Source organism: Photorhabdus sp. RM322S (assembly GCF_042879395.1).
Classification (GTDB): Bacteria; Pseudomonadota; Gammaproteobacteria; order Enterobacterales; family Enterobacteriaceae; genus Photorhabdus; species Photorhabdus khanii.
Window position 1 is genome coordinate 1 of record NZ_JBHFKW010000026.1, and the last position, 20,916, is coordinate 20,916.

19 protein-coding genes and 1 pseudogene are annotated in these 20,916 nt (G+C 42.9%); 6 read left to right on the forward strand and 14 right to left on the reverse strand.

Annotated features, from left to right (window positions below; all coding sequences use genetic code 11):
- Nucleotides 1-451 (reverse strand): transposase (locus tag ACGF63_RS15495; RefSeq protein ID WP_387631852.1); only part of this gene is annotated, 451 nt, incomplete at its 3' end.
- A gap of 211 nt (nt 452-662) precedes the next feature.
- Between ACGF63_RS15495 and yvcK the strand changes: the two genes are divergently transcribed.
- Nucleotides 663-1,571 carry a uridine diphosphate-N-acetylglucosamine-binding protein YvcK gene (gene yvcK, locus ACGF63_RS15500; RefSeq protein WP_036850754.1) on the forward strand — a complete coding sequence of 303 codons (909 nt, stop codon included), beginning with the start codon at nt 663-665 and terminating at the stop codon, nt 1,569-1,571.
- Here the strand turns inward: yvcK and uvrB are convergent, their stop codons facing one another.
- A complete protein-coding gene (uvrB, locus tag ACGF63_RS15505) occupies nt 1,572-3,581 on the reverse strand; it encodes an excinuclease ABC subunit UvrB (RefSeq protein WP_152962774.1) in 2,010 nt (669 codons plus the stop codon).
- A gap of 1,490 nt (nt 3,582-5,071) precedes the next feature.
- Between uvrB and ACGF63_RS15510 the strand changes: the two genes are divergently transcribed.
- Both ACGF63_RS15510 and ACGF63_RS15515 read left to right on the forward strand, forming a co-directional pair.
- A complete protein-coding gene (locus tag ACGF63_RS15510) occupies nt 5,072-5,686 on the forward strand; it encodes a helix-turn-helix transcriptional regulator (protein WP_036850748.1) in 615 nt (204 codons plus the stop codon).
- Complete coding sequence (locus ACGF63_RS15515; RefSeq protein WP_036850746.1) at nt 5,687-6,580, forward strand: queuosine precursor transporter; 894 nt, start codon at nt 5,687-5,689, stop codon at nt 6,578-6,580. It begins immediately after the preceding gene.
- A 121-nt stretch (nt 6,581-6,701) separates the two neighbouring features.
- Here the strand turns inward: ACGF63_RS15515 and bioD are convergent, their stop codons facing one another.
- The 4 genes from bioD to bioB are packed head-to-tail and all read right to left on the reverse strand — an operon-like array spanning nt 6,702 to nt 10,314.
- Nucleotides 6,702-7,382 (reverse strand): dethiobiotin synthase, encoded by a 681-nt coding sequence (gene bioD / locus ACGF63_RS15520; RefSeq protein WP_387631855.1) that lies wholly within the window; start codon nt 7,380-7,382, stop codon nt 6,702-6,704.
- Nucleotides 7,375-8,142, reverse strand: a complete 768-nt coding sequence (bioC, locus tag ACGF63_RS15525) for a malonyl-ACP O-methyltransferase BioC (protein ID WP_036850737.1) — start codon at nt 8,140-8,142, stop codon at nt 7,375-7,377. The genes bioD and bioC overlap by 8 nt, the downstream gene beginning before the upstream one ends.
- Nucleotides 8,126-9,277: an 8-amino-7-oxononanoate synthase gene (gene bioF / locus ACGF63_RS15530; RefSeq protein WP_387631859.1), complete on the reverse strand. Its 1,152-nt coding sequence runs from the start codon at nt 9,275-9,277 to the stop codon at nt 8,126-8,128. Before bioF ends, bioC begins: the two co-directional genes overlap by 17 nt.
- Nucleotides 9,277-10,314 (reverse strand): biotin synthase BioB, encoded by a 1,038-nt coding sequence (bioB, locus tag ACGF63_RS15535; RefSeq protein ID WP_387631862.1) that lies wholly within the window; start codon nt 10,312-10,314, stop codon nt 9,277-9,279. The genes bioF and bioB overlap by 1 nt, the downstream gene beginning before the upstream one ends.
- A 94-nt stretch (nt 10,315-10,408) precedes the next feature.
- On the opposite strand from bioB, the gene bioA reads away from it, so the two are divergent.
- On the forward strand, nt 10,409-11,680 hold the full coding sequence (bioA, locus tag ACGF63_RS15540; RefSeq protein ID WP_036850728.1) for an adenosylmethionine--8-amino-7-oxononanoate transaminase: 1,272 nt from the start codon (nt 10,409-10,411) through the stop codon (nt 11,678-11,680).
- 720 nt (nt 11,681-12,400) lie between these two features.
- On the opposite strand, the pseudogene ACGF63_RS15545 reads toward bioA, so the two are convergent.
- The 4 genes and pseudogenes from ACGF63_RS15545 to pgl all read right to left on the reverse strand — a co-directional run.
- Nucleotides 12,401-12,520: pseudogene (locus ACGF63_RS15545) on the reverse strand (DUF6392 family protein); the annotation flags it as partial.
- Between the two features lie 100 nt (nt 12,521-12,620).
- Complete coding sequence (locus ACGF63_RS15550) at nt 12,621-12,878, reverse strand: colicin E3-like toxin immunity protein (protein ID WP_036850725.1); 258 nt, start codon at nt 12,876-12,878, stop codon at nt 12,621-12,623.
- An 8-nt stretch (nt 12,879-12,886) separates the two neighbouring features.
- Nucleotides 12,887-14,461, reverse strand: coding sequence for an S-type pyocin domain-containing protein (locus ACGF63_RS15555; protein ID WP_387631866.1), 1,575 nt, complete (start codon nt 14,459-14,461; stop codon nt 12,887-12,889).
- 332 nt (nt 14,462-14,793) lie between these two features.
- Nucleotides 14,794-15,780, reverse strand: a complete 987-nt coding sequence (gene pgl, locus ACGF63_RS15560; RefSeq protein WP_036850722.1) for a 6-phosphogluconolactonase — start codon at nt 15,778-15,780, stop codon at nt 14,794-14,796.
- 104 nt (nt 15,781-15,884) lie between these two features.
- Between pgl and ACGF63_RS15565 the strand changes: the two genes are divergently transcribed.
- The gene (locus tag ACGF63_RS15565; RefSeq protein WP_152962767.1) at nt 15,885-16,703 is read left to right on the forward strand and encodes a pyridoxal phosphatase; all 819 of its coding nucleotides are present in this window, start codon (nt 15,885-15,887) and stop codon (nt 16,701-16,703) included.
- A 130-nt stretch (nt 16,704-16,833) separates the two neighbouring features.
- Here ACGF63_RS15565 and modC read toward each other — a convergent pair whose 3' ends face one another.
- From modC to ACGF63_RS15585, 4 genes are all read right to left on the reverse strand, one after another.
- A complete protein-coding gene (gene modC, locus ACGF63_RS15570) occupies nt 16,834-17,898 on the reverse strand; it encodes a molybdenum ABC transporter ATP-binding protein ModC (RefSeq protein ID WP_162524159.1) in 1,065 nt (354 codons plus the stop codon).
- A complete protein-coding gene (gene modB / locus ACGF63_RS15575; protein ID WP_239002438.1) occupies nt 17,892-18,530 on the reverse strand; it encodes a molybdate ABC transporter permease subunit in 639 nt (212 codons plus the stop codon). Before modB ends, modC begins: the two co-directional genes overlap by 7 nt.
- A gap of 70 nt (nt 18,531-18,600) precedes the next feature.
- The gene (gene modA / locus ACGF63_RS15580) at nt 18,601-19,371 is read right to left on the reverse strand and encodes a molybdate ABC transporter substrate-binding protein (RefSeq protein WP_036850714.1); all 771 of its coding nucleotides are present in this window, start codon (nt 19,369-19,371) and stop codon (nt 18,601-18,603) included.
- Between the two features lie 249 nt (nt 19,372-19,620).
- Nucleotides 19,621-19,755, reverse strand: coding sequence for an AcrZ family multidrug efflux pump-associated protein (locus ACGF63_RS15585; RefSeq protein WP_071993025.1), 135 nt, complete (start codon nt 19,753-19,755; stop codon nt 19,621-19,623).
- 183 nt (nt 19,756-19,938) lie between these two features.
- On the opposite strand from ACGF63_RS15585, the gene modE reads away from it, so the two are divergent.
- Nucleotides 19,939-20,730 (forward strand): molybdenum-dependent transcriptional regulator, encoded by a 792-nt coding sequence (modE, locus tag ACGF63_RS15590; RefSeq protein WP_036851022.1) that lies wholly within the window; start codon nt 19,939-19,941, stop codon nt 20,728-20,730.
- Nucleotides 20,731-20,916: the final 186 nt, after the last annotated feature.

Sequence of the window (20,916 nt, forward strand, 5' to 3'; positions counted from 1 at the left end):
GTTTAAAACCATAAAACCCCCCCATACTGGTTTTCCCCCGTTGTGCTACCCCCTCAAAAACCTTATTTCGGGGAATACGAAGATTATGGCAAACGGCGATTTTGGTGGAGTCGATAAAAGCCATGCCTTGTGATTTTTCTTTGCGTGAAGAAAGAAAAGCGCACAACGGGATAATCGCGCTTTTCTTCAAGGTTATTATTCGGTTGTCACTGACCAGATGGGGGAAATCAGCCTTAAGATACTGTTGCACATGCTCAATATAAAACGCGTTGAAATGACGATAGTGGCTCATGTGAAATAAAATGAGGAGCGTCATGATTTCACTCAGTGACAGGGAAGCGGCGCGATGGCGTTTAAGCCGGTTATTCTCGATGAGCTGTTGTTCCCAAAGCGGAATAAATTTTTGGCAAAAATCATCGACGCAGCAGTCAAGTTCTTCTAAAGTCATCATAGCCTGAGGATCTCCACGATTTTGTTTTCTATACAAAAACGTTGATCGTGCCTCGGGCTCTTAGTTCCTTTTTTCTTTCCTTTCTTAAGCAGAGTTCAGGTTAATTAAAATATTGCGCCAAATCACGGCACTTTTTCGGTTAATCGTGTTTTATAATAAATTACGCTAAAATTACTCGGTCAATATAAGTTCAGTCAGCAACAGGAATTCTATGCGAAACCGCACATTAGCCGATTTAGATCGGGTAGTTGCCCTCGGTGGAGGCCATGGCCTTGGGCGCGTTATGTCCTCTCTTTCATCATTAGGCTCTCGCCTGACAGGTATTGTCACCACGACAGATAATGGCGGCTCAACCGGCAGGATCCGGCGCTCTGAAGGCGGTATTGCCTGGGGAGATACCCGCAATTGTTTAAATCAGCTCATTACCGAACCCAGCGTTGCATCAGCAATGTTTGAATACCGTTTCGGTGGTAATGGGGAACTGGCAGGTCATAACCTGGGTAATCTGATGCTTAAGGCGTTGGATCATCTGAGTGTCAGACCTCTTGAAGCGATTAATTTAATCCGCAGCCTGCTAAAAGTGAATTCTCATCTTATTCCCATGTCTGAACAGCCAGTTGACCTGATGGCAGTAGATGATCAAGGCAATACCATCTATGGCGAAGTCAATATTGATCAGTTGCATTGTATTCCACAGGAGTTGATGATTTACCCTCCAGCTACGGCGACAAAAGAAGCGCTGGATGCTATCACTCAGGCGGACCTGATTATTATCGGGCCTGGAAGCTTCTTTACCAGTCTGATGCCATTACTTTTACTTGAAGATTTAACTCAGGCACTGCGCCGCAGCAACGCCAGTATGATTTATATCGGTAATCTTGGGAAAGAATTAAGTACCGCAGCCGCTGGATTAACACTGAAAGATAAATTGGAAATAATGGAAAACAAAATTGGCTGCCGGATAATCAACGCGGTCATTGTTGGCCCCTGTACAGATATCAGCGAACTTAGCGACCGGATTATTACTCAACAAATACTGGAAGCACAGGATATTCCCTACCGCCACGACCGTGAATTACTGCATCAGGCGTTAGAAAATACCCTGCAAAACCTTGGTTAATTAAGAATTGGCAATAAATTGCTCACGCAATGCCTGAACCTGATCCCGAGCACTCGCCGCTTGCTCGAATTCAAGATCCTGCGCATGCTGGTACATTTTCGCTTCCAGCCCGCGGATTTTGTTTTCCAGCTCTTTGGCGGATAGCTTGCTAAATTCTTCCGGCGCAACCACCACCTTACTTCTGCCCTTCCCTTTGCTACCCGCAGACTGACCAATTTGCAGAATATCACTGATCTTCTTATTCAGACCTGTTGGAACAATGCCGTGCTCTTGATTAAATACTTGTTGTTTCGCACGACGACGTTCCGTCTCACCAATCGCTTTCGCCATTGAATCGGTGATCTTATCGCCATAAAGAATCGCCTTGCCATGCAAGTTACGCGCTGCACGCCCAATAGTTTGAATTAATGAACGCTCAGAACGCAGGAAACCTTCTTTATCAGCATCAAGAATTGCCACCAGAGAAACCTCTGGCATGTCCAGCCCTTCCCTCAGCAAGTTAATACCCACTAATACATCAAACTCACCTAAACGAAGATCCCGAATAATTTCCACCCGTTCGACAGTATCAATATCTGAGTGCAAATAGCGAACCCGCTCACCGTGTTCTTCCAAATATTCAGTTAAATCCTCCGCCATTCGCTTGGTCAGCGTAGTGACCAGCACACGCTCATTTTTCACCGCCCGAATACGGATTTCAGACAGTAAGTCATCAACTTGAGTGGTTACCGGGCGAACTTCTATTTCAGGATCAAGCAAACCGGTAGGACGCACCACCTGTTCCACAACATCCCCACCAGATTTTTCCAATTCATATTTACCCGGTGTGGCCGAAACATAAATTGTCTGTGGAGCCAGTGCTTCAAATTCTTCAAATCTCAGCGGACGGTTATCCAATGCGGAAGGCATACGGAAACCATATTCCACTAACGTTTCTTTACGAGAACGATCTCCTCGGTACATCCCACCGATTTGCGGGATTGTCACGTGTGATTCATCCACCACTAACAGTCCATCAGCAGAAAGATAATCAAACAGTGTCGGAGGTGGTTCTCCTTCTGCACGTCCGGAGAGGTAACGGGAGTAGTTTTCAATGCCGGAGCAATAACCCAATTCATTCATCATTTCCAAATCAAACTGGGTACGCTGAGTAATACGCTGTTCTTCCAACAACTTACCGTTTGCCAACAGTACCTTGCGCCGTTCCTCAAGCTCAACTTTAATCTCTTCCATTGCCTGAATAATACGCTCACGGGGAGTCACATAGTGAGTTTTCGGATAAACAGTATATCGTGGAACATGATATTCAATTTGTCCCGTCAGCGGATCAAACAGTGATAGCCGTTCCACCTCATCATCAAATAACTCAACACGCAAAGCATGCTCATCAGATTCAGCCGGGAAGATATCAATCACTTCACCGCGTACCCTGAATGTCCCCCGCTGAAATGCCTGATCATTACGCGTATATTGCAATTCAGCCAAACGCCGCAGAATAGAACGTTGATCGATAATCATCCCATTGGTCAGGTGGAGCATCATTTTCAGGTAACTGTCCGGATCACCCAAACCATAAATAGCCGATACAGATGCAACCACGATGACATCCCGCCGCTCCAGCAAAGCCTTTGTGGCGGATAAACGCATTTGTTCAATGTGCTCGTTTATTGAGGCATCTTTTTCGATAAAAGTATCGGAACTGGGAACATAAGCTTCAGGTTGGTAATAATCGTAATAAGAAACAAAGTACTCCACCGCATTCTCTGGAAAAAATTCCTTCATTTCACTGTAAAGTTGAGCTGCTAGTGTCTTGTTTGGCGCAAGTACCATTGTTGGCCGGTTTAAATTCGCTATCACATTAGCAATAGTGAATGTTTTACCTGACCCCGTTACGCCCAACAGAGTCTGGTGGGCAAGCCCGTCCTCCAGCCCTTCCTGCAATCGGTGAATAGCCTCTGGTTGATCACCACCCGGTTGGAAGTCAGAATGTAATTTGAACACCTTACTCATAGATATCTCACTTTCCTGGCATTAAGCCGCCTATAATACTGGATAAAAAACCAGCTTCAAGTCAGTTTTGTAAAAACCGGCTCAATTTAGGCTATTTCCCTATTAATTAAATATTGGTTGACATCAAAATAAATACTACGTTATCCCCAAAATCACCTTGATTTTTTCATTTTTTATATGATCGACTGAAAGGTGACAACACAGGGCGTCATCACCGGCCAGACAAGGCTTGATTTTAGTTATCTTATTGATATTAAAATAAATTAAAACAAAGACGAGAATAACATCAACCTTGACGAAAGCCGCGTATTTTCTTGCGTTACGCAACTTTTCTAAGCCTAATACACAAGGTTATCCACAGGAATAGTGGATAACTCTACAAACCCTATTAGCTGTACGAGGTTGCAGCATCATTCCACAAAAGAGGTATCCTCTACCAGTAAAAATTTTTACTGTTTTTTGACCAGCAACAAACCATACCGACTTCGCATCAGAATTTTTATTCAATAGGAAATAACCGGTAAACAGTTTTCCAGTATCACACCTGTTTACACCAGAAGAGATGGTGATAATTTTTCACCTGAGCAGAAATAAAGTAAATATTTCCATTTCGATAATGAGATTCATTACTGTTTTCAGCAACAGTAGACTCGATATCACCAATAACATTTTTGGCTATACTAATAAGTACTTGCCAGAAAAATAAAATCACCTTATTGATATGAGTAAAACTCATCTTTTAACTAGAATATAAAGTATATCCTTGATAAATAGATTAATTCACATCAGCATTCCCCTATTCGACAAGATAAGCCCCATTAGGGAGCTTTAAAAAAAACGATAGATACAAAAATATCAGATCTACACTGCCCTGACAAAATGTCCAATATTCTGCTGGCTATTTTCGATCGAAAGACCTACTTTGTACCTATCATCCACAATTTTAATCTATTGCTGTTCCCAAGCATTTTTTATATTGTCATTTCCCGGTGATTTAACTGTGTTACCATTTAATCAATTTACTAATTTAAGTCCTAATGTTTATTTCACTTCCTTATCTTACGGTGGTTCCCTAGTGCTAAAAGAAATAACCAGTTTTTAAACTCGAAGGTTGAAGTAGCTCTTCCCCGAGGGATTTATAATAGGAATAATATTTTGGTTGATGCTATCCAACTGCCAGAAAACACATCAACACAACTTAACATTATTGTAATGGAGCCCATAAAGTCAACATAAAAAGAAACATAAAGTTCATTTTTATGTAAACTTTATAATGCATCTCACTTAATACTATGATTTAACTTTTATTTTTAAAATATAAATGTAACTCCATGCGCATCTTATGACACAAGATGTGCTAATATGAATAGTCATAAAAATAACATATTAAAGTAAAATCAATAAACTATTACAATGAGTGGCTTTCTCATACTGGACAATATTATTGAGTAATATATAGTTATGCAGTAATTTTCACATAAAGGATTTTTATGAAAACGTCTAATGCACAGCGAAAAACAAATATCATTAAGAATATAGAATATTTAATACGTACCCGTGGCGAAACCAAGAGTTCCTTTTCCAATCGAACAGGTTTAACCCGTACTACCATTTATAAAATTCTGGAAGGACAAGTTAATAACGTTCAACAATCTACCATCCTCCGGATCTCCGATTTTTTCGGTGTTTCCTGTGAAGAAATAGAAAATTATGACCTTGAACAACTAGAACGCCTCAATGAAACGCTTTCAACTGAAGGTAATAAAAACCCGTCAGCCATCCCCATCATTCCACAATCTGAATTTTTATCTGTTTCCGGGAAAAAAATAGGTCAGCTTGTTACTGAGTACCCGTTAACCTATTTCTTTGGCGATGAGTCAAATATGTTGGCAATTAAAGTCGAATCGGAAATAGGGGATACATTTATACCCGGTGAGGTGATCATCATAAAACGCCCTCCCGCGTTAGTCACTAACACCCCATTACTGTACTACTCTCAGGAAATCGGGTTCTTTATCCGGCAAGAGAAAGATGATGACAGCATAGACAGAAGATACCCCAAATACGCTCAATTTTTAGGCTATATCGTAGGAGAAAGGCTATAAATGACAGCAAACCAGAAATTTAAGTTATTGGGATTTACAAGGTACGGTAAATTATCAGCAAATATCATGGTACTCGCGACAGGCAAGACCATTACTATGGGGCTGAAAGAGCTGGTTGATAGTGATATTTCAGAAGATCTGAGCAGGCATGAACTCAGTACGCTATATCGGAAATTATACAGCCACAGCAACATTGTCACAGCTTATGAACTCGGGGATCGTCATGAGCGTTCATGGCAAGCATATTTACTCATCAGCGTCGCACTCAGTGTTATTTATATTTTCTCCACAATATGTGGCGTGAAGCCCATTCATGTCCCTATTATTAATATTGTCACTCCACCCGGCGTCTTTATTTACCCAATAACTTTCCTTCTGGTCGATATTTTAAACGAATTCTATGGGTTACGTCTGGCAAGAAGAACGATTATTATCTCCTTTGCAGCGAATTTACTGTTTGTTCTGGGGCTTTGGGCAACCGCATTGATGCCAGGTGTTCCCGGATGGGAGTTTGGTGTCACTTATAGTGGGATAATTAATAGTATCGTCTCGGTATTACTGGCATCATCTCTTGCTTATTTTATCTCTGAGAATATAAATTCGTATCTTCTTTGCAAAATAAAGTCTCTTACAAATTCAAAGTATCTTTTCCTCAGAGTAATAACAAGTACGGTCATCGCCTCGGCATTCGACAGTATAATATTCTGCTCAATTGCTTTTTATGGAGTTCTCGGTATCGATATCATAAAAGAAATGATTATTGCCCAATTTATCATTAAAGTCGTTTATTCTATTCTGGGTGTAGGCCCTATATATCTGGTAAGAAAGATATTCAGGAGTTATATAAACCAACCCACAGATGCCACGGTCAATAAAAAGCTCGCCGAAGTATGAATAGCAGGCACACCTTCGCCAACCACAACAAAGTTATTGAAAAATATAATTTTTATGCCGGAATAGCATCCCGGCATATTGCAATAAAACCCGATATATCGTCACCGGTAAGATTAATAATTCAATTAACCAGTAATGTAAAATCTATATATTCACCTGAATAATTAAGATATTCTTGCGTTAAATGAGGAATAGTCCCCAATAAAGGCGCAGGCAGCATGCGTTTTAATGTCGCCAGATATTCTTTCTGACGCTGGCTTGCAGGTTCAACTTCATTCGCTATCCAACCCGCGAAATATAATCCTGAACCTCTGATAGCCTCTGCGGTGAGTATCGCATGATTAATACAGCCAAGTTTCACACCCACGGTCAGAATAACCGGTAATTGCTCTTTAATCACCCAGTCAGCAAAAGTCGCCGATTCCGATAAAGGAGTATGCCAACCACCCGCGCCTTCGACTAAAACCCAGTCGGCTTTCTTTTCCAGATGATGCAGCCCCGCAGACATAATAGAAAAATCAATAGGTTGATTTAAATCAGCGCTAACAATATGCGGTGATGTCGCTTCAACAAATACCAGCGGATTCACTTCATCATATTGTAAAGGCAAAGAACTGTTTGCCAATAATGCCAGTGCATCCGCATTACGGACACCTTCCGGTGTTATTTCACTGCCGGAAGCGACGGGTTTATAACCTGCTGTTTTATATCCTGCTTTAGTCGCAGCCTGTAGCAAAGCACAACTGACAACTGTTTTACCTACTTCGGTATCTGTACCCGTTAAAAACCAGCGCTTAGTCACGATAAATCACTCCAAAAACAACCTGATAACTGAGAGGTAAATGTTTATCTTCCCGTGGGTAAGCCTGCTCCAAAGCAGTCAACCGTCCACGGGTCATCAGCCCCTGCTGTCGTCCACAATGAAGATGAGTCGCCCCAATCCCTTTCAGGGAACCCAATAGCGGCAATATATGCGGATATTGTTGGCGGTAAACCTGACTAATAAGACGATGCCGGAAATCCTGACAGGCATCCTTAATCATCGGCTGTGGCAGAAAATGATTAATATGCTGATAGTTATCAACTGCACTCCAGGCTTGCTGCAATTCATGTAATGAACCTTTGGCCAATGTGGAAAACAGAATCAATCCTCCAGGGCGGGTTACCCGATAAAGCTCGGTTAAAACACAAGATAAATTATCGCACCATTGAACAACCAAATTACTGAAACAGATATCAACACTGCTGTCAGCAAGCCCTAAATGCTCAATATCTCCTTGCAGGTAATAATCTGCTGCTTGTCTTTCACGGGCATGAGCTAACATCCCCGATGCCAAATCGAGCGCGATAACCTGCCTCCCCTGTTGCCGCCAGCGGTGACTAAAAAAACCGGTACCACAACCAGCATCCAAAACTAACCTGCCAGAATGTCCACTGGCTTGTTGCATGAGGAATTCGCCCGTTTGCTGCTGTAATTTTGCTACTACATCATAATTAGCAGCAGCACGCCCAAATGCTCCGGCAATAGCCTGCTTATCGACAGATTCAGCTACAGAACCCATATAACGTCTCCGTCAATATATTAATATCTTGCTGCGTATGGCTGGCCGTCAGAGTAATACGTAATCTGGCACTGCCTGGCGGTACTGTCGGAGGACGAATCGCTTTAACCCAAATTCCTTTTTGTTGCAAATATTGAGATAAAGACACACTCAACTCATTATCACTCACAATCAATGGCTGAATCGCCGTAACTGAACCTGTCAGGTTGAATGGCAGTTTCTGTGCCTGCTGGCGGAAGTCATCAATATTTTGCTGCAACCGTTGGCGCAGCTCATCACCAGATTGTATCTGCCGGACCGCTTCAGAAATCGCCATTGCCTGCGCCGGAGGCATAGAAGTGCTGTAAATAAGATGACGGGCGTACTGAATTAGATATTCTGCCGTCTGCTCATCGCAAAGTACCGCCGCACCACTCAACCCAAACGCTTTGCCAAAAGTGACAATTAAAATCTCCGGTTTTACTTTCTGCTGCCAACAACTTCCCCGGCCCTGTTCACCACAGACCCCAATACCATGTGCATCATCCACCATTAACCAACTACCCGAAACACGGGTTTGCTGATAAATATCGGCCAGCGGTGCGCAGTCACCATCCATACTGAACACCCCCTCGGTCATCACCAGTGTTTTCCCAACACAAGGTTTTGCCAGTAAATCCGCAAGTGATTCAGGTTGATTATGGAGGAAACGACGTAATTGAGCAGGTGAATGCATAGCAGCTTCCATTAATGAAGCATGACTCAGCCGATCGGCAATAATCCGATCCATTTTCGTCATTAACGCTGCAATTACCCCCTGATTAGCAGAATATCCTGAAATAAAGAGCAACGCTTTTGGATAACCCAGCCAGTCAGCCAATTGTTGTTCCAACTGCCGATGAGCGTTTGTATAACCCGTAATATGGCCTGACCCCCCACTGCCAACACCATATTGTTCAGCCCCTTGCTGCCATGCGGAAATGACTGCCGGACTTGCGCTTAACCCCAGGTAATCATTACTGGAAAAATTAAGATATTTGCCTTCATTGGTATACAGGAAACGCCCATCTGATTTCTGATTAACCTGCCGCTGACGCCATAGAGAAGAGTCCCGACGCTCAGACAATTGCCGGGAAAGATACGCTGACCAGTCCATTATAATGCCGCATTATAAAATTGTTCGTTATCGGCATTGATGATGGCTTCTGCCAGGTGCTGTTGCTGCTGATTATCACCGAATGCTGTTTGAGTCTGTTGAGGATTAATACCCAATTTACGGAACAGTTGTAAATCCTTATCTTCACCAGGATTAGGCGTAGTCAACAGCTTACAACCATAGAAAATAGAATTGGCACCCGCCATAAAACACATTGCCTGCGTCTGCTCATTCATCTGTTCACGACCTGCGGATAACCGGACATGAGAAGCTGGCATCATGATCCTGGCAACCGCGATCGTGCGGATAAAATCAAAAGCGTTTACATCTTCGTTATCAGCCAACGGAGTGCCTTTGACTTTTACCAGCATGTTAATGGGGACACTTTCCGGTGGTTTTGGCAGGTTTGCCAGTTGTACCAATAACGCAGCTCGATCACGGATTTCTTCACCCAAGCCGACGATACCACCAGAGCAAACTTTTATTCCCGCATCCCGCACCTTATCAAGCGTATCCAACCGGTCCTGATAGGTCCGGGTCGTAATGATGTTGCCATAAAATTCCGGTGAAGTATCAAGGTTGTGGTTGTAGTAATCTAATCCCGCTTCCGCCAACCGCTGCGCTTGTGAACCCTCGAGCATGCCAAGCGTCATGCAGGTTTCCATCCCTAATGCTTTGACTTCCTTAACCATTTTTTCCAGATAAGGCATATCCCGTTCATGAGGGTTTTTCCACGCGGCGCCCATACAAAAACGTGTTGAACCTGCGTTTTTAGCCTCACGGGCAGAATCAATCACTTTCTCCACCTCCATCAACCGCTCTTTTTCAAGACCAGTTTTATAGCGGGAGCTTTGCGGGCAATATTTGCAATCTTCCGGACAAGCACCCGTTTTGATGGAAAGTAATGTACTGACCTGTACCTGCTGCGGGTCAAAATACATACGGTGAATCTGTTGTGCTTGAAATAATAATTCGAAAAAAGGTTTATCAAACAGTTCTTGCGCCTGCTTAATTGTCCATTGCTTACGTTCAGTCACAATGACATCTCCAGTGTGAAAAAAGTCTCGTCAGTTTAAATAATGTCGTTATACTGTCAACCTATTTTAAATAAATTAGTTTACATATAGCCTTATGACTTCTTCCGATATTGAATTTGATCTGCGCCATATCTGGCATCCTTATACCTCTATGACCAAACCACTTCCGGTTTATCCTGTTGTCAGTGCCTCTGGTGTGGAACTGGAACTTACTGATGGCCGTAAGCTGATAGATGGCATGTCTTCATGGTGGTCTGCCATTCATGGATATAATCATCCGATACTGAATCAGGCAGCTAAGACTCAGATTGATAAAATGTCCCATGTCATGTTTGGTGGAATTACACATCCATCCGCAATCGCACTTTGCCGGCAATTAGTGGACATTACGCCACCATCGCTTGAGTGCGTCTTTCTGGCTGATTCAGGTTCTGTTGCGGTGGAAGTGGCCCTGAAAATGGCGTTGCAATACTGGCAGGCAAAAGGTGAGAAACGTCAGCGTATTCTGACATTACGTCACGGTTATCACGGTGATACGTTCGGTGCTATGTCTGTCTGTGATCCCGACAATTCGATGCATAATCTCTACAAAGGTTATCTGCCACCACATCTGTTTGCCGAATCACCTGAATGTGGATTTGATTCTCTTTGGGATGAACGGGATATCATTTCATTCCGTACTTTGCTGGAGCAGCATTCCAGTGATATTGCCGCGGTTATTCTGGAACCGATTGTACAAGGTGCCGGAGGAATGCGGATTTATCATCCTGAATATCTGCGCCAAGTCAGAATGCTCTGTGAGCAGCATCAGATTCTGTTAATTGCCGATGAAATTGCCACCGGTTTTGGCCGCACAGGAAAATTGTTTGCTTGTGAACACGCTGAAATTGAACCGGATATTTTATGTGTGGGAAAAGCGCTGACTGGCGGCTACATGACGCTATCAGCAACACTGACAACCCGTAAAGTAGCCGAAACGATCAGCAATGGTGAAGCTGGCTGTTTTATGCACGGTCCAACGTTTATGGGAAACCCATTAGCGTGTGCCGTAGCAGAAGCCAGTTTGAAATTGTTGCTAGAAAGCTCTTGGCAACAGCGCATTAAATCGATTGAAAGCCAATTAAGCACTGAGTTGATGCCATTAAAATTACATGTAAAAGTGGCTGATGTTCGGGTATTAGGCGCCATTGGGGTGGTGGAGATGAAACAACCGGTGAATATGGCGGTGTTACAACACCATTTTGTTTCTGAAGGTGTCTGGATAAGGCCATTTGGTAAACTGATTTATCTGATGCCACCTTATATTATTCAACCAGAGCAGCTTTCATGTCTGACAGAGGCTGTTTTCAAGGCAATTAATTTGTAATTTACTGTTAGTGATTTTCTCCCGCCACCCATTCTGCGGATATGGCGGGAAAACGCTTTAATACCCATCTGTTCGGATAATATTATTTTACATGCTGGTTTCTTTTCAACGCTCTATTAATGGTTTATGATTCTCGATTAAATGTAATTAACTCTCCGTTTGAAAAGTTGCATTTATTTAATAGGCAGGCTTTAAACTGTTATTAAAAATCATTTTTTTAACTTATGGGTTTAATCGGTATAAAATTTTAACCGTTGTTTTTACCCCTTTTAACGTCTGCTTTTTGTTAAGTTTAATCATCATTGGATATTGTATTTTACGTTTAACCAATACTAATCATATCCATTTTTATCTTTACTGACTCTGTTTTTTTCGGATAATCCCCCCTCCTTTTTCAGGGCTTAAATGCTGTTAGATTAACCGTTTCATCCCTTTTTTATTGCGTTATTTTTAGGGTTTTCTTCGTAAAATAACTGGCAAGAAAGCGCTTTAATACCCATCTGTTCGGATAATATTTTTTTACGTGCGGGTTTCTTTTAAACTCTCTATTAATGGTTTATGATTTTCGATTAAATAAAATTAACTCTCCTTTTGAAAAGCTGTATTTATTAAGTTAAATCCGTTCTTGATATAAAAGCTTTAATAGGGTTAATGTAATTTCTTTTAAATTCTTCCCCTCGCGATAAAACGCTAGCCCTCATCTTTTACCATTTATAATTAAATAACCTCATCACCCGGAAAACCATTTGGTTTAGTTTTATAAAGAATTAATCCCTCATCAAAAATTTCTTGATAAGATTTACCCAGACTATTTATTAATACTTCTACATTGACCATCATTAAATTCATACTCAGAATATGCCGTACAGTGGAACAAAAACTCTGTCAAACACGGATAGTGGTTTGTTGCTCACTATCCCACCATCCGCTGAATCTCTGTTCACCACAAGTCTCGATAATCAAAAGAGATTTGATAATCATAAGCTGATAAATCAATTTGATGACAAAAGTGAGGCTGTAAAGCGCTCACCCATTTAAATTCCACATCAAAGCCGCCGTTATTTATATTATCTTCTGTTGATATTCCCAATCCACTAGCCATAACATCAGCATTATCTCCAAAATCCTTGGAATACTCACACCCTTCCCCTAATTCTGTTTGTTTATTAAACCACTCCAATCTTAATTTCAATCCCATTATATACCTCACAAATACTGTTTAATGTTTCGTCCTTTGACAGCAGATTTTAACTCTTTCCCAGTCTTATAATCTACAGAGCAAAGGTGTTCACCATCACTTACCCGGTAAACCTCCAATTCACCATGTTGAGAATCCCATTCATAAATTCGGCGGCCTTTGCTATCGATCCATCTATCTCGTTTACCACCTCCGCTTTGTTTTGGAGTTTTTTTCTTAGCTGACCGTAACCCAGAAACCCCAGTAATTTCCTCTGTTTTTGGGGCTGGATGATAGTCGTGTCCATCTTGAGGCAATCCATTTCTAGGTTTACTCAAATACACATATACCGGAGGCATATTCGGGATCGGGAAGATCAGAATATAATCGCGGAAATCCTTTTCTTCCGGCATCGGCAATGATTCAATATCACTGCCCACTTTTTCCGGGATTGGTAACACGGTGATTTGCGACGGAATAAACGACCGTTCTTCATTCCCGGTATGGGCTGGAACCTGAAACTCCTGTTCGTTCGGCGTCCATAATATCGTTGGCCGATTTTCTCCCGGCTCCCAGAATTCATAATTACCGGTGGTCCGATTCAGCCTCATCATACGAACCGGCACTTTATCCAGACCACTTTCCGGGCCGACGTGATACCCCTGAACCGTCATCCTGCCGCTTTTTTCATCTCTGATCCAGCGGAAACGCACACGCGTCGGGGCTTTGCCAAACTGTTCAGCAATTTCACTCAGGCGATAGCAGTTTAAGTAGTCCTCTTCGCCTTCATTCAGTCTCGGTGAATAAAACAATCCCATTAACCCGACCGTCAACGGATTTGGGGCCACCAGCCAACGCCCGGAACTGGCAGCACCACCGCCAATGTAACGCATCACCAGCGCTTCGCCATCCGCTGCCACGCTTTGGGTGGTGGCCGCCACTGCCGTAGCCGCCGCTTCAGCCTGCCCTTTTCCACCACGAAACCACCGCTTATACCACGGTAATTTTTTATCCTGCGGCTTATCCGGTTCAGGTGGGTGTTTTTTGCCCTGAGGAGGCGGTTCAGGCTTTTGCGCCGCTACCGGAGCGGGAGATGACGGCACCTGATATATCCCCATTCTGCCAAAGTTATTCGCGGGTTCAGCTTCGGTTCCGGCATCCGTACAGCCTTTGCCCCGCTGGCAGGATTTGGTAAACACCGGTATCGGTGGTGGCGGGGACTGCGTCACTGGCGGTTCGGGTTGAGCGCTTCCCGCTTCCTTCACCGGTGAAGAGACATTCTGCGCCGCCATATTAGCAGGCGCGACAGCCCGGTCAGCAGACTCTTCCTGCTTCTCATAACTGTCCATCACGGAATTAATCAGCCTGGCCCGACAGGGGCAGGTGCTGACACTATCTAATGTGCCCGCCAATCGTCGTCCCATGCTAAACATGCTGGGTACACCCCCGGCAATCATGTAAGTACCGGAATGTTTACCACAGGTGACGTGATCCCCTTCACGCGCGGTTGCCCGCCCGTTAAATGTCATGGTCTGGTCACCGGTGATAATGACGCCACCACAGGTCGTTTTATCACCAACGAGCAGATAATAGCCTTTTGCCATTCTATTTACCTCTCCATGGTTTTACAGTACGAAGAGTAGGTCTAACTGAAATCGTCATCATGTTCTTACCACTTATAGGCTAATAGATGATCAATAGTGCAATGGATTTCACTTAAAAAGATATAGGAATATTCCGAAAGTTATAGTAGTTAGGCCGATTAATTCTGGTAACTCATCATATTTTATAACATTTTGAATACAATTTTTCAGCAAAGGCGGGCATCACAAATCTCAGTTCAAAGTGCTGACCAAAAGACCGGCACTTTGTCATTAATCCGAGATATATTTACATCTGTCTATTATCGCCGTAACACACAGCAATTTTCTCAAACTCAAAGAGCTAACACTGTTACCCACATTGGCGCTTTACCAACGGGATAACGCGCTAACTCAGTTAATTTACCGGTATATTTATCAATAGCAGAAACCAAGATATGGTCAGATTTCTGACCGGATGCAATCAGGTATTTTCCACTATGGTCAATAGCAAAACCACGCGGCTGAGTTTCGGTTTTATAGTGCCCTGCCAAAATCAAATTAAAACCATCTTGTGAAATAATAAAATGGCTAATCAAACTTGTAGTACGATCACAGGTATAAAGGTGACGACCATCCGGTGTAATATGAATATCCGCCGACCAACGAATACCGGCCAAATCTTCCGGCAATGAATCAATGGTCTGAATAATCCGGTATTTCTCCCATTTGTGATAAACATCCACCGTAGAATCCAGTTCATTAATACAGTAAATCACCTGCTGATTCGGATGGAATGCCATATGACGAGGGCCAGCACCCGTTGCGGTAACAATTTCTTCAGCGCGCTTTTCTGTCAGATAACCCTCTTCTGTCATCTCAAAAATACGGATGCGATCTTCTTTCAGACAAGGTACTAATAGCTGTTTATTATCCCAATCAATATTGGCTGAATGCGGTGCTTGCAAGCCTTCAATAATCTGAACAGGCGCGCCTGCAATACCTTGCTCGTCAATTGGGCTGATACTCAAATTGTTATAACTGTAGGAAACAGAGAACAGAAAACAGCCTTGCCTGTCAGTAGCGATATGTGTCGGGCTACCCGGTATTGGTGAAATTCCCTGCTGTACCAGCTTCCCATCAGAACCAATCTGGTAAGTGACAATACTGAATTGTGGCCGGATCCCAACATAAAGATGCTTGCGATCCGGGCTAACCACCATTGGCTGTACTTCTCCCGGAACATCAACTGTCTGAATTAATGATAACTCACCTTCATTATTCAGGTTCCAAACATGAATCTGACGACTGTTTGGACTCGCGGTATAAACCACCTGTTTCATCTTCACTCCTTTAATTATTCGTTAAGCTCACCGTACAATTGGTTTAATTTTATTCAGTTCCAATGTAATATCTTTTACATTATATATAGTTATGAGGCTAATCTATGTCATATCGCGTCATTGTTTTGGATCTGGACGGTACGTTACTGAGTCCTCAAAAGAATATCCTGCCGGAATCACTCGCTGTACTGAATGAAGCCCGTAAAGCCGGTGTTAAGGTGCTGATTGCAACTGGCCGCCATCATGTCGCTATCCACCCTTTTTATCAGGCTTTGCAACTCGATACGCCTGTCATCTGCTGTAATGGGACGTATCTGTATGATTATCATGAGAAGAAAATATTAGCCTCAGATCCACTGTCATCTCAGGAAGCGATAAAAGTTCTCGCCCACTTAAGCAACACCGATATTCAACGTCTGATGTATGTGGATGATGCCATGTTATATGAAGAACTGCATGACACAATTACCCGCACCATGAAATGGTCTGACACCTTACCTGAATCTCAACGCCCAACTATGCGGCATGTCAGTAGTTTTCAGCATGCTATTGGTGAAGTACAGTCTATCTGGAAATTCGCTACCTGTTCCCCTGATTTAGTAAAGCTACGTGAAGTGACTGAACAGATCGAAAATGACATCGGTCTTGCCTGTGAATGGTCATGGTTTGATCAAGTGGATATTACCAAAAAAGGCAACAGTAAAGGCATGCGTTTGAAACAGTGGATTGAATCACAGGGAATGAGCATGCAGGATGTTATCGCCTTTGGTGACAACTTTAATGACCTGAGCATGCTGGAAACCGCCGGACTCGGTGTTGCTATGGGTAACAGCGTCGATGCTATCAAAGAACGGGCCGATTTGGTGACGCTGGATAATACTCAACCAGGGATCGCCGAAATTATTCGCAAACATGTCCTTTAATTTCTTGCCTGATTAACGATATCCATAAATCACACTCGGGGGCAATCCCGCATGGGAGCCCCTTGTTATTCCAAACAATCTTCTTTCTTCCAACTGACAACCTGTTTATTCATTTATGGAAAATCAGATTCTACAATTGCCGATTAAGAGAAACGCTCTTTATTTGGGCATACAACCATTGCCCCTGTCGCAAATTCAGTTCATCCTTTGCCCACGGAGTAATTCTTGCCCATAAACAATGACCACTCAGCGTCAGTTTGACATCGACCTGCCCATCATCATCAAAAAATTCAACCACTTTCACAGCCAAAATATTGCGGATACTACTACCGCGAGGCGGTTCCAGTACTAGTGAAACATCTGAAGCATCTATTCTGATACGCAAATCAGTTCCCGGTTGAGCATCAATTTTAGGCAGCCATAAAGCCTGATCAGCGAACGCCACCGCTGTCATTTCATAACGATTATGATGTTCAACCATTGAAACGTTCAGAATGCTGCTGAGCGTCTCTTTTTGTAACCAGGGACGCAGTGCGCTGCTAGCCCAAACCTCGGCTAACTTCCCTGTCGCCCTGACTTTCCCGTTATCCATTACGATCACATTTTCAGCCAGGCGAAGGATTTCATCCAAATTATGGCTAACATACAAAATCGGGATTTTGACATTTTGAGAAAGCCTTTCAAGATAAGGCAAAAGTTCGCGTTTACGCGGGAGATCCAAAGATGCCAATGGCTCATCCATTAACAGCAATTCAGGTGCAGTCAATAAAGCGCGACCGATAGCAACCCGCTGTTTTTCACCACCGGACAGGGTAAGAGGAAAACGGGATAGCAGGTGCTCAATTCCCAACAAATGAATAATGCTGTCAAACTCCGGTTTCATCACCGAAGACATTCCGTATTGAAGATTGCCTTTTACCCGGTAATGAGGAAACAGCCGGGCATCCTGAAAGACATAACCTATACGGCGTTGCTCTGGTGGCAAGCAAGTCCCTTTTTCAATATCCACCAATACATGATCATTGAGAACAACCCGCCCTTTCTGTGGACGTAGCAAACCAGAAATAACATTTATCAGTGAAGTTTTTCCAGCACCTGAAAGGCCAAAAACAGCCGTAATCCCCTCAGTGGGTAACTGCGTGTCAACTTGTAAATGAAGATCACCAAGTTGTTGTTCAAAATCCAGCTCTAACATGTTGCTCCCAGACGTTTCCTTCCCCAACGGGTTAGCCATTCAGAAATCATCAATGACATCAACGCAAGAATAATGGCAATAATACATAAACGAGCCGCGGCAGTTTCTGCTCCAGGCGTCTCAATCAAGGTATACATTGCCAAAGGTATTGTCCGCGTTTCACCCGGAATATTAGATACAAAAGTGATGGTTGCACCAAATTCCCCCAATGAACGGGCAAATGCCAAAATAGTGCCAACAATAATCCCGGGCAAAGAGAGCGGCAATGTAATCGTAAAAAATACTCTGAATGGATTCGCCCCCAAGGTACGGGCAGCCTGTTCCAACCGCCGATCAACACCTTCCAGCGCCAAACGTATCGCCCTTACCATCAGCGGAAAAGCAACAACCGCAGAAGCCAACGCAGCACCACGCCAACTGAATGCAATGCTGATGCCAAACCAGTCATATAGCCATTCACCAATGAATCCACGACGCCCCATACTGATCAACAGTAGATACCCCACTACCACTGGCGGTAACACCAATGGCAGATGAATAATACTGTCAAGTAATGATTTACCCGGAAACCGGAAACGAACCAGAATCCATGCCATCAAGATCCCAAACGGCAAGCTAATTAACACCGCCATACCTGAAATTTTCAGACTCAGGATGATGGCTTGCCATTCATATTCACTTAATATCTCCAAAAGCCTATTCCTAAAGTGGGCGAAAACCGTAACGTTTAAAAATTGCAGCGGCCTCAGGGGTTTTCAGATAGTCATAAAAACCAAGCACTGCGGGATTATTATGAGCTTTGATGATCGCCATAGGATATTCAATAGGCTTGTGGCTCTCTGCCGGGAAAATCCCCACAACTTTGACTTTATCACTGGCAACAGCATCTGAAGCATAAACAATCCCCAATGGAACTTCTGCACGTTCCACCAGCGCCATACCACTGCGCACATTACTGGTGCGAGCCAGCAGAGGATTAACCGTCTCCCATGCCCCCAAATATTGCAACGATTGTTTAGCATAGATACCTACCGGAACATGATCTGGATCACCGACGGCAAGACGGCCATCAGCCAATAAAGATTTCCATTGGGTCTCTTTATTAATGTTAATTTTATTAAGTTTGCTCTCTTTCGGTGCAATCAGAACCAGTTGATTTCCTAAAATAGTAAAGCGAGTTTTATCAATAATCAGTTTCTTCCCAGCAATGTAATCCATCCACTGTTGGTCAGCGGAAATAAAAATATCTGCCGGAGCACCTTGTTCAATCTGGCGAGCCAAAGTAGAAGATGATGCATAGGAAGCCACCACGTCACCTTTCTTTTCTTGCTTATATTGTATCGAAATATCGTCAAGTGCATTAGTCAGTGAGGCAGCAGCGAATACGGTGACTTTCTCCGTAGCCCATGCTTGCCACGTCAAAGTAAAAGAAACAATAACTCCCGCTAACAGTTTAGCAAAACTCTTCTTCATTTGTTTTCCACCTGCGTAATTACCAATTAGTTCGCTGTATATAACAAGATATAGCGCTGAATGGAAGACTATCTCATTAATAATCGGCAAATTGTGAGCAACTTTTACTATCTGATTTCATTTGAAGCAAAATGCTGTAATAGAAAAATAAGATAAATAAAATAAACTGATTATGATTAATTAAGACAAATTACCCGGTGAATCACCGGGTAATCAGAATGGCATCTGGTGTACAAAGAAATATTAGTTCTACTTCTCAGAATGACCAATACGGGAAATGATATTAAACAATTCCCCAAGGCCATAAATTAAACCCAAGATTCCGACCATCACTACCGGTACCATGACCAGGGCAAAGGCCATACTTTTAATCAATTCAAACATGGTAGCCTCACATAGTGGCTCATTAAATGAGCCGGCAACATAACACATTTTTAACCATAGCGGGTAATAGCGCTATAATTAGTACCATTCTAGACAAAGACAAACAACTGTAACCGGCTAAACGTGCGTTTTTCCCGGTTATCCAACAAAAATTTACGATTTTATTTCCTGAAAAAAACAATTATGCAAGCCGAAATTCTATTAACACTGAAATTACAGCAACGGTTATTCGCAGACCCACGCCGAATCTTATTACTGAAACAGATTAAAGCAACGGGTTCTATCAGCCAGGGGGCAAAGCTGGCTGGCATCAGTTATAAAAGCGCCTGGGATGCCATCAATGAAATGAACCAGTTAGCAGATGAAACAATGGTGGATCGTGCTACTGGTGGTAAGGGCGGCGGCGGGACGAATCTTACCCGTTATGGTGAACGTTTGTTACAACTTTATGATTTGCTGTCACAAATTCAACAAAAAGCCTTTGATGTGCTGAAAGATGATCTCCTTCCCCTCGATAGCTTATTGGCTGCGATTTCCCGTTTTTCTCTGCAAACCAGCGCCCGTAATCAATTCTTTGGCACAATTACTGACCGTGACCATAATCAGGTGCAGCAACATGTCCGCATATTGCTGGCAGATGGTCAAACATCACTGAATGCAGCATTGACAGAGCAGAGTGCTGACCGTCTTGATCTGATAAAAGGTAAGGAGGTATTGGCTTTGATTAAAGCGCCCTGGATAACATTGACTAAAGAGCAACTTCCCGACAATCATTTTGACAATGCCCTGACAGGCCAGGTTAGTAAAATCGAAACTGGTGAAAAGAGCACAGAAGTTCTTATCGTTCTTGATGGTGGTGAAACCCTCTGTTCTACTCTGACTAATCAAAACGCGGATAAACTGAAACTACACCTTAAAGATAAAATCACTGCTCTTTTCAATGCTGATCAAGTGATTATTGCAACTCTTTGTTAAAAATTGACACTATTATCACTGAATAATTCGGAATATCCGGGGACATTATGAAGTTGTGTACCTCACATATCCCCTGATATCTGACATTAAATGTTATTTGAAAGTTAATTAAAAGTTAATATTGACATTCGGCGTCATTCCGCTTATTTGTGAGAAGATATTTGCGTTGCTTAAAAAGGAATAAAA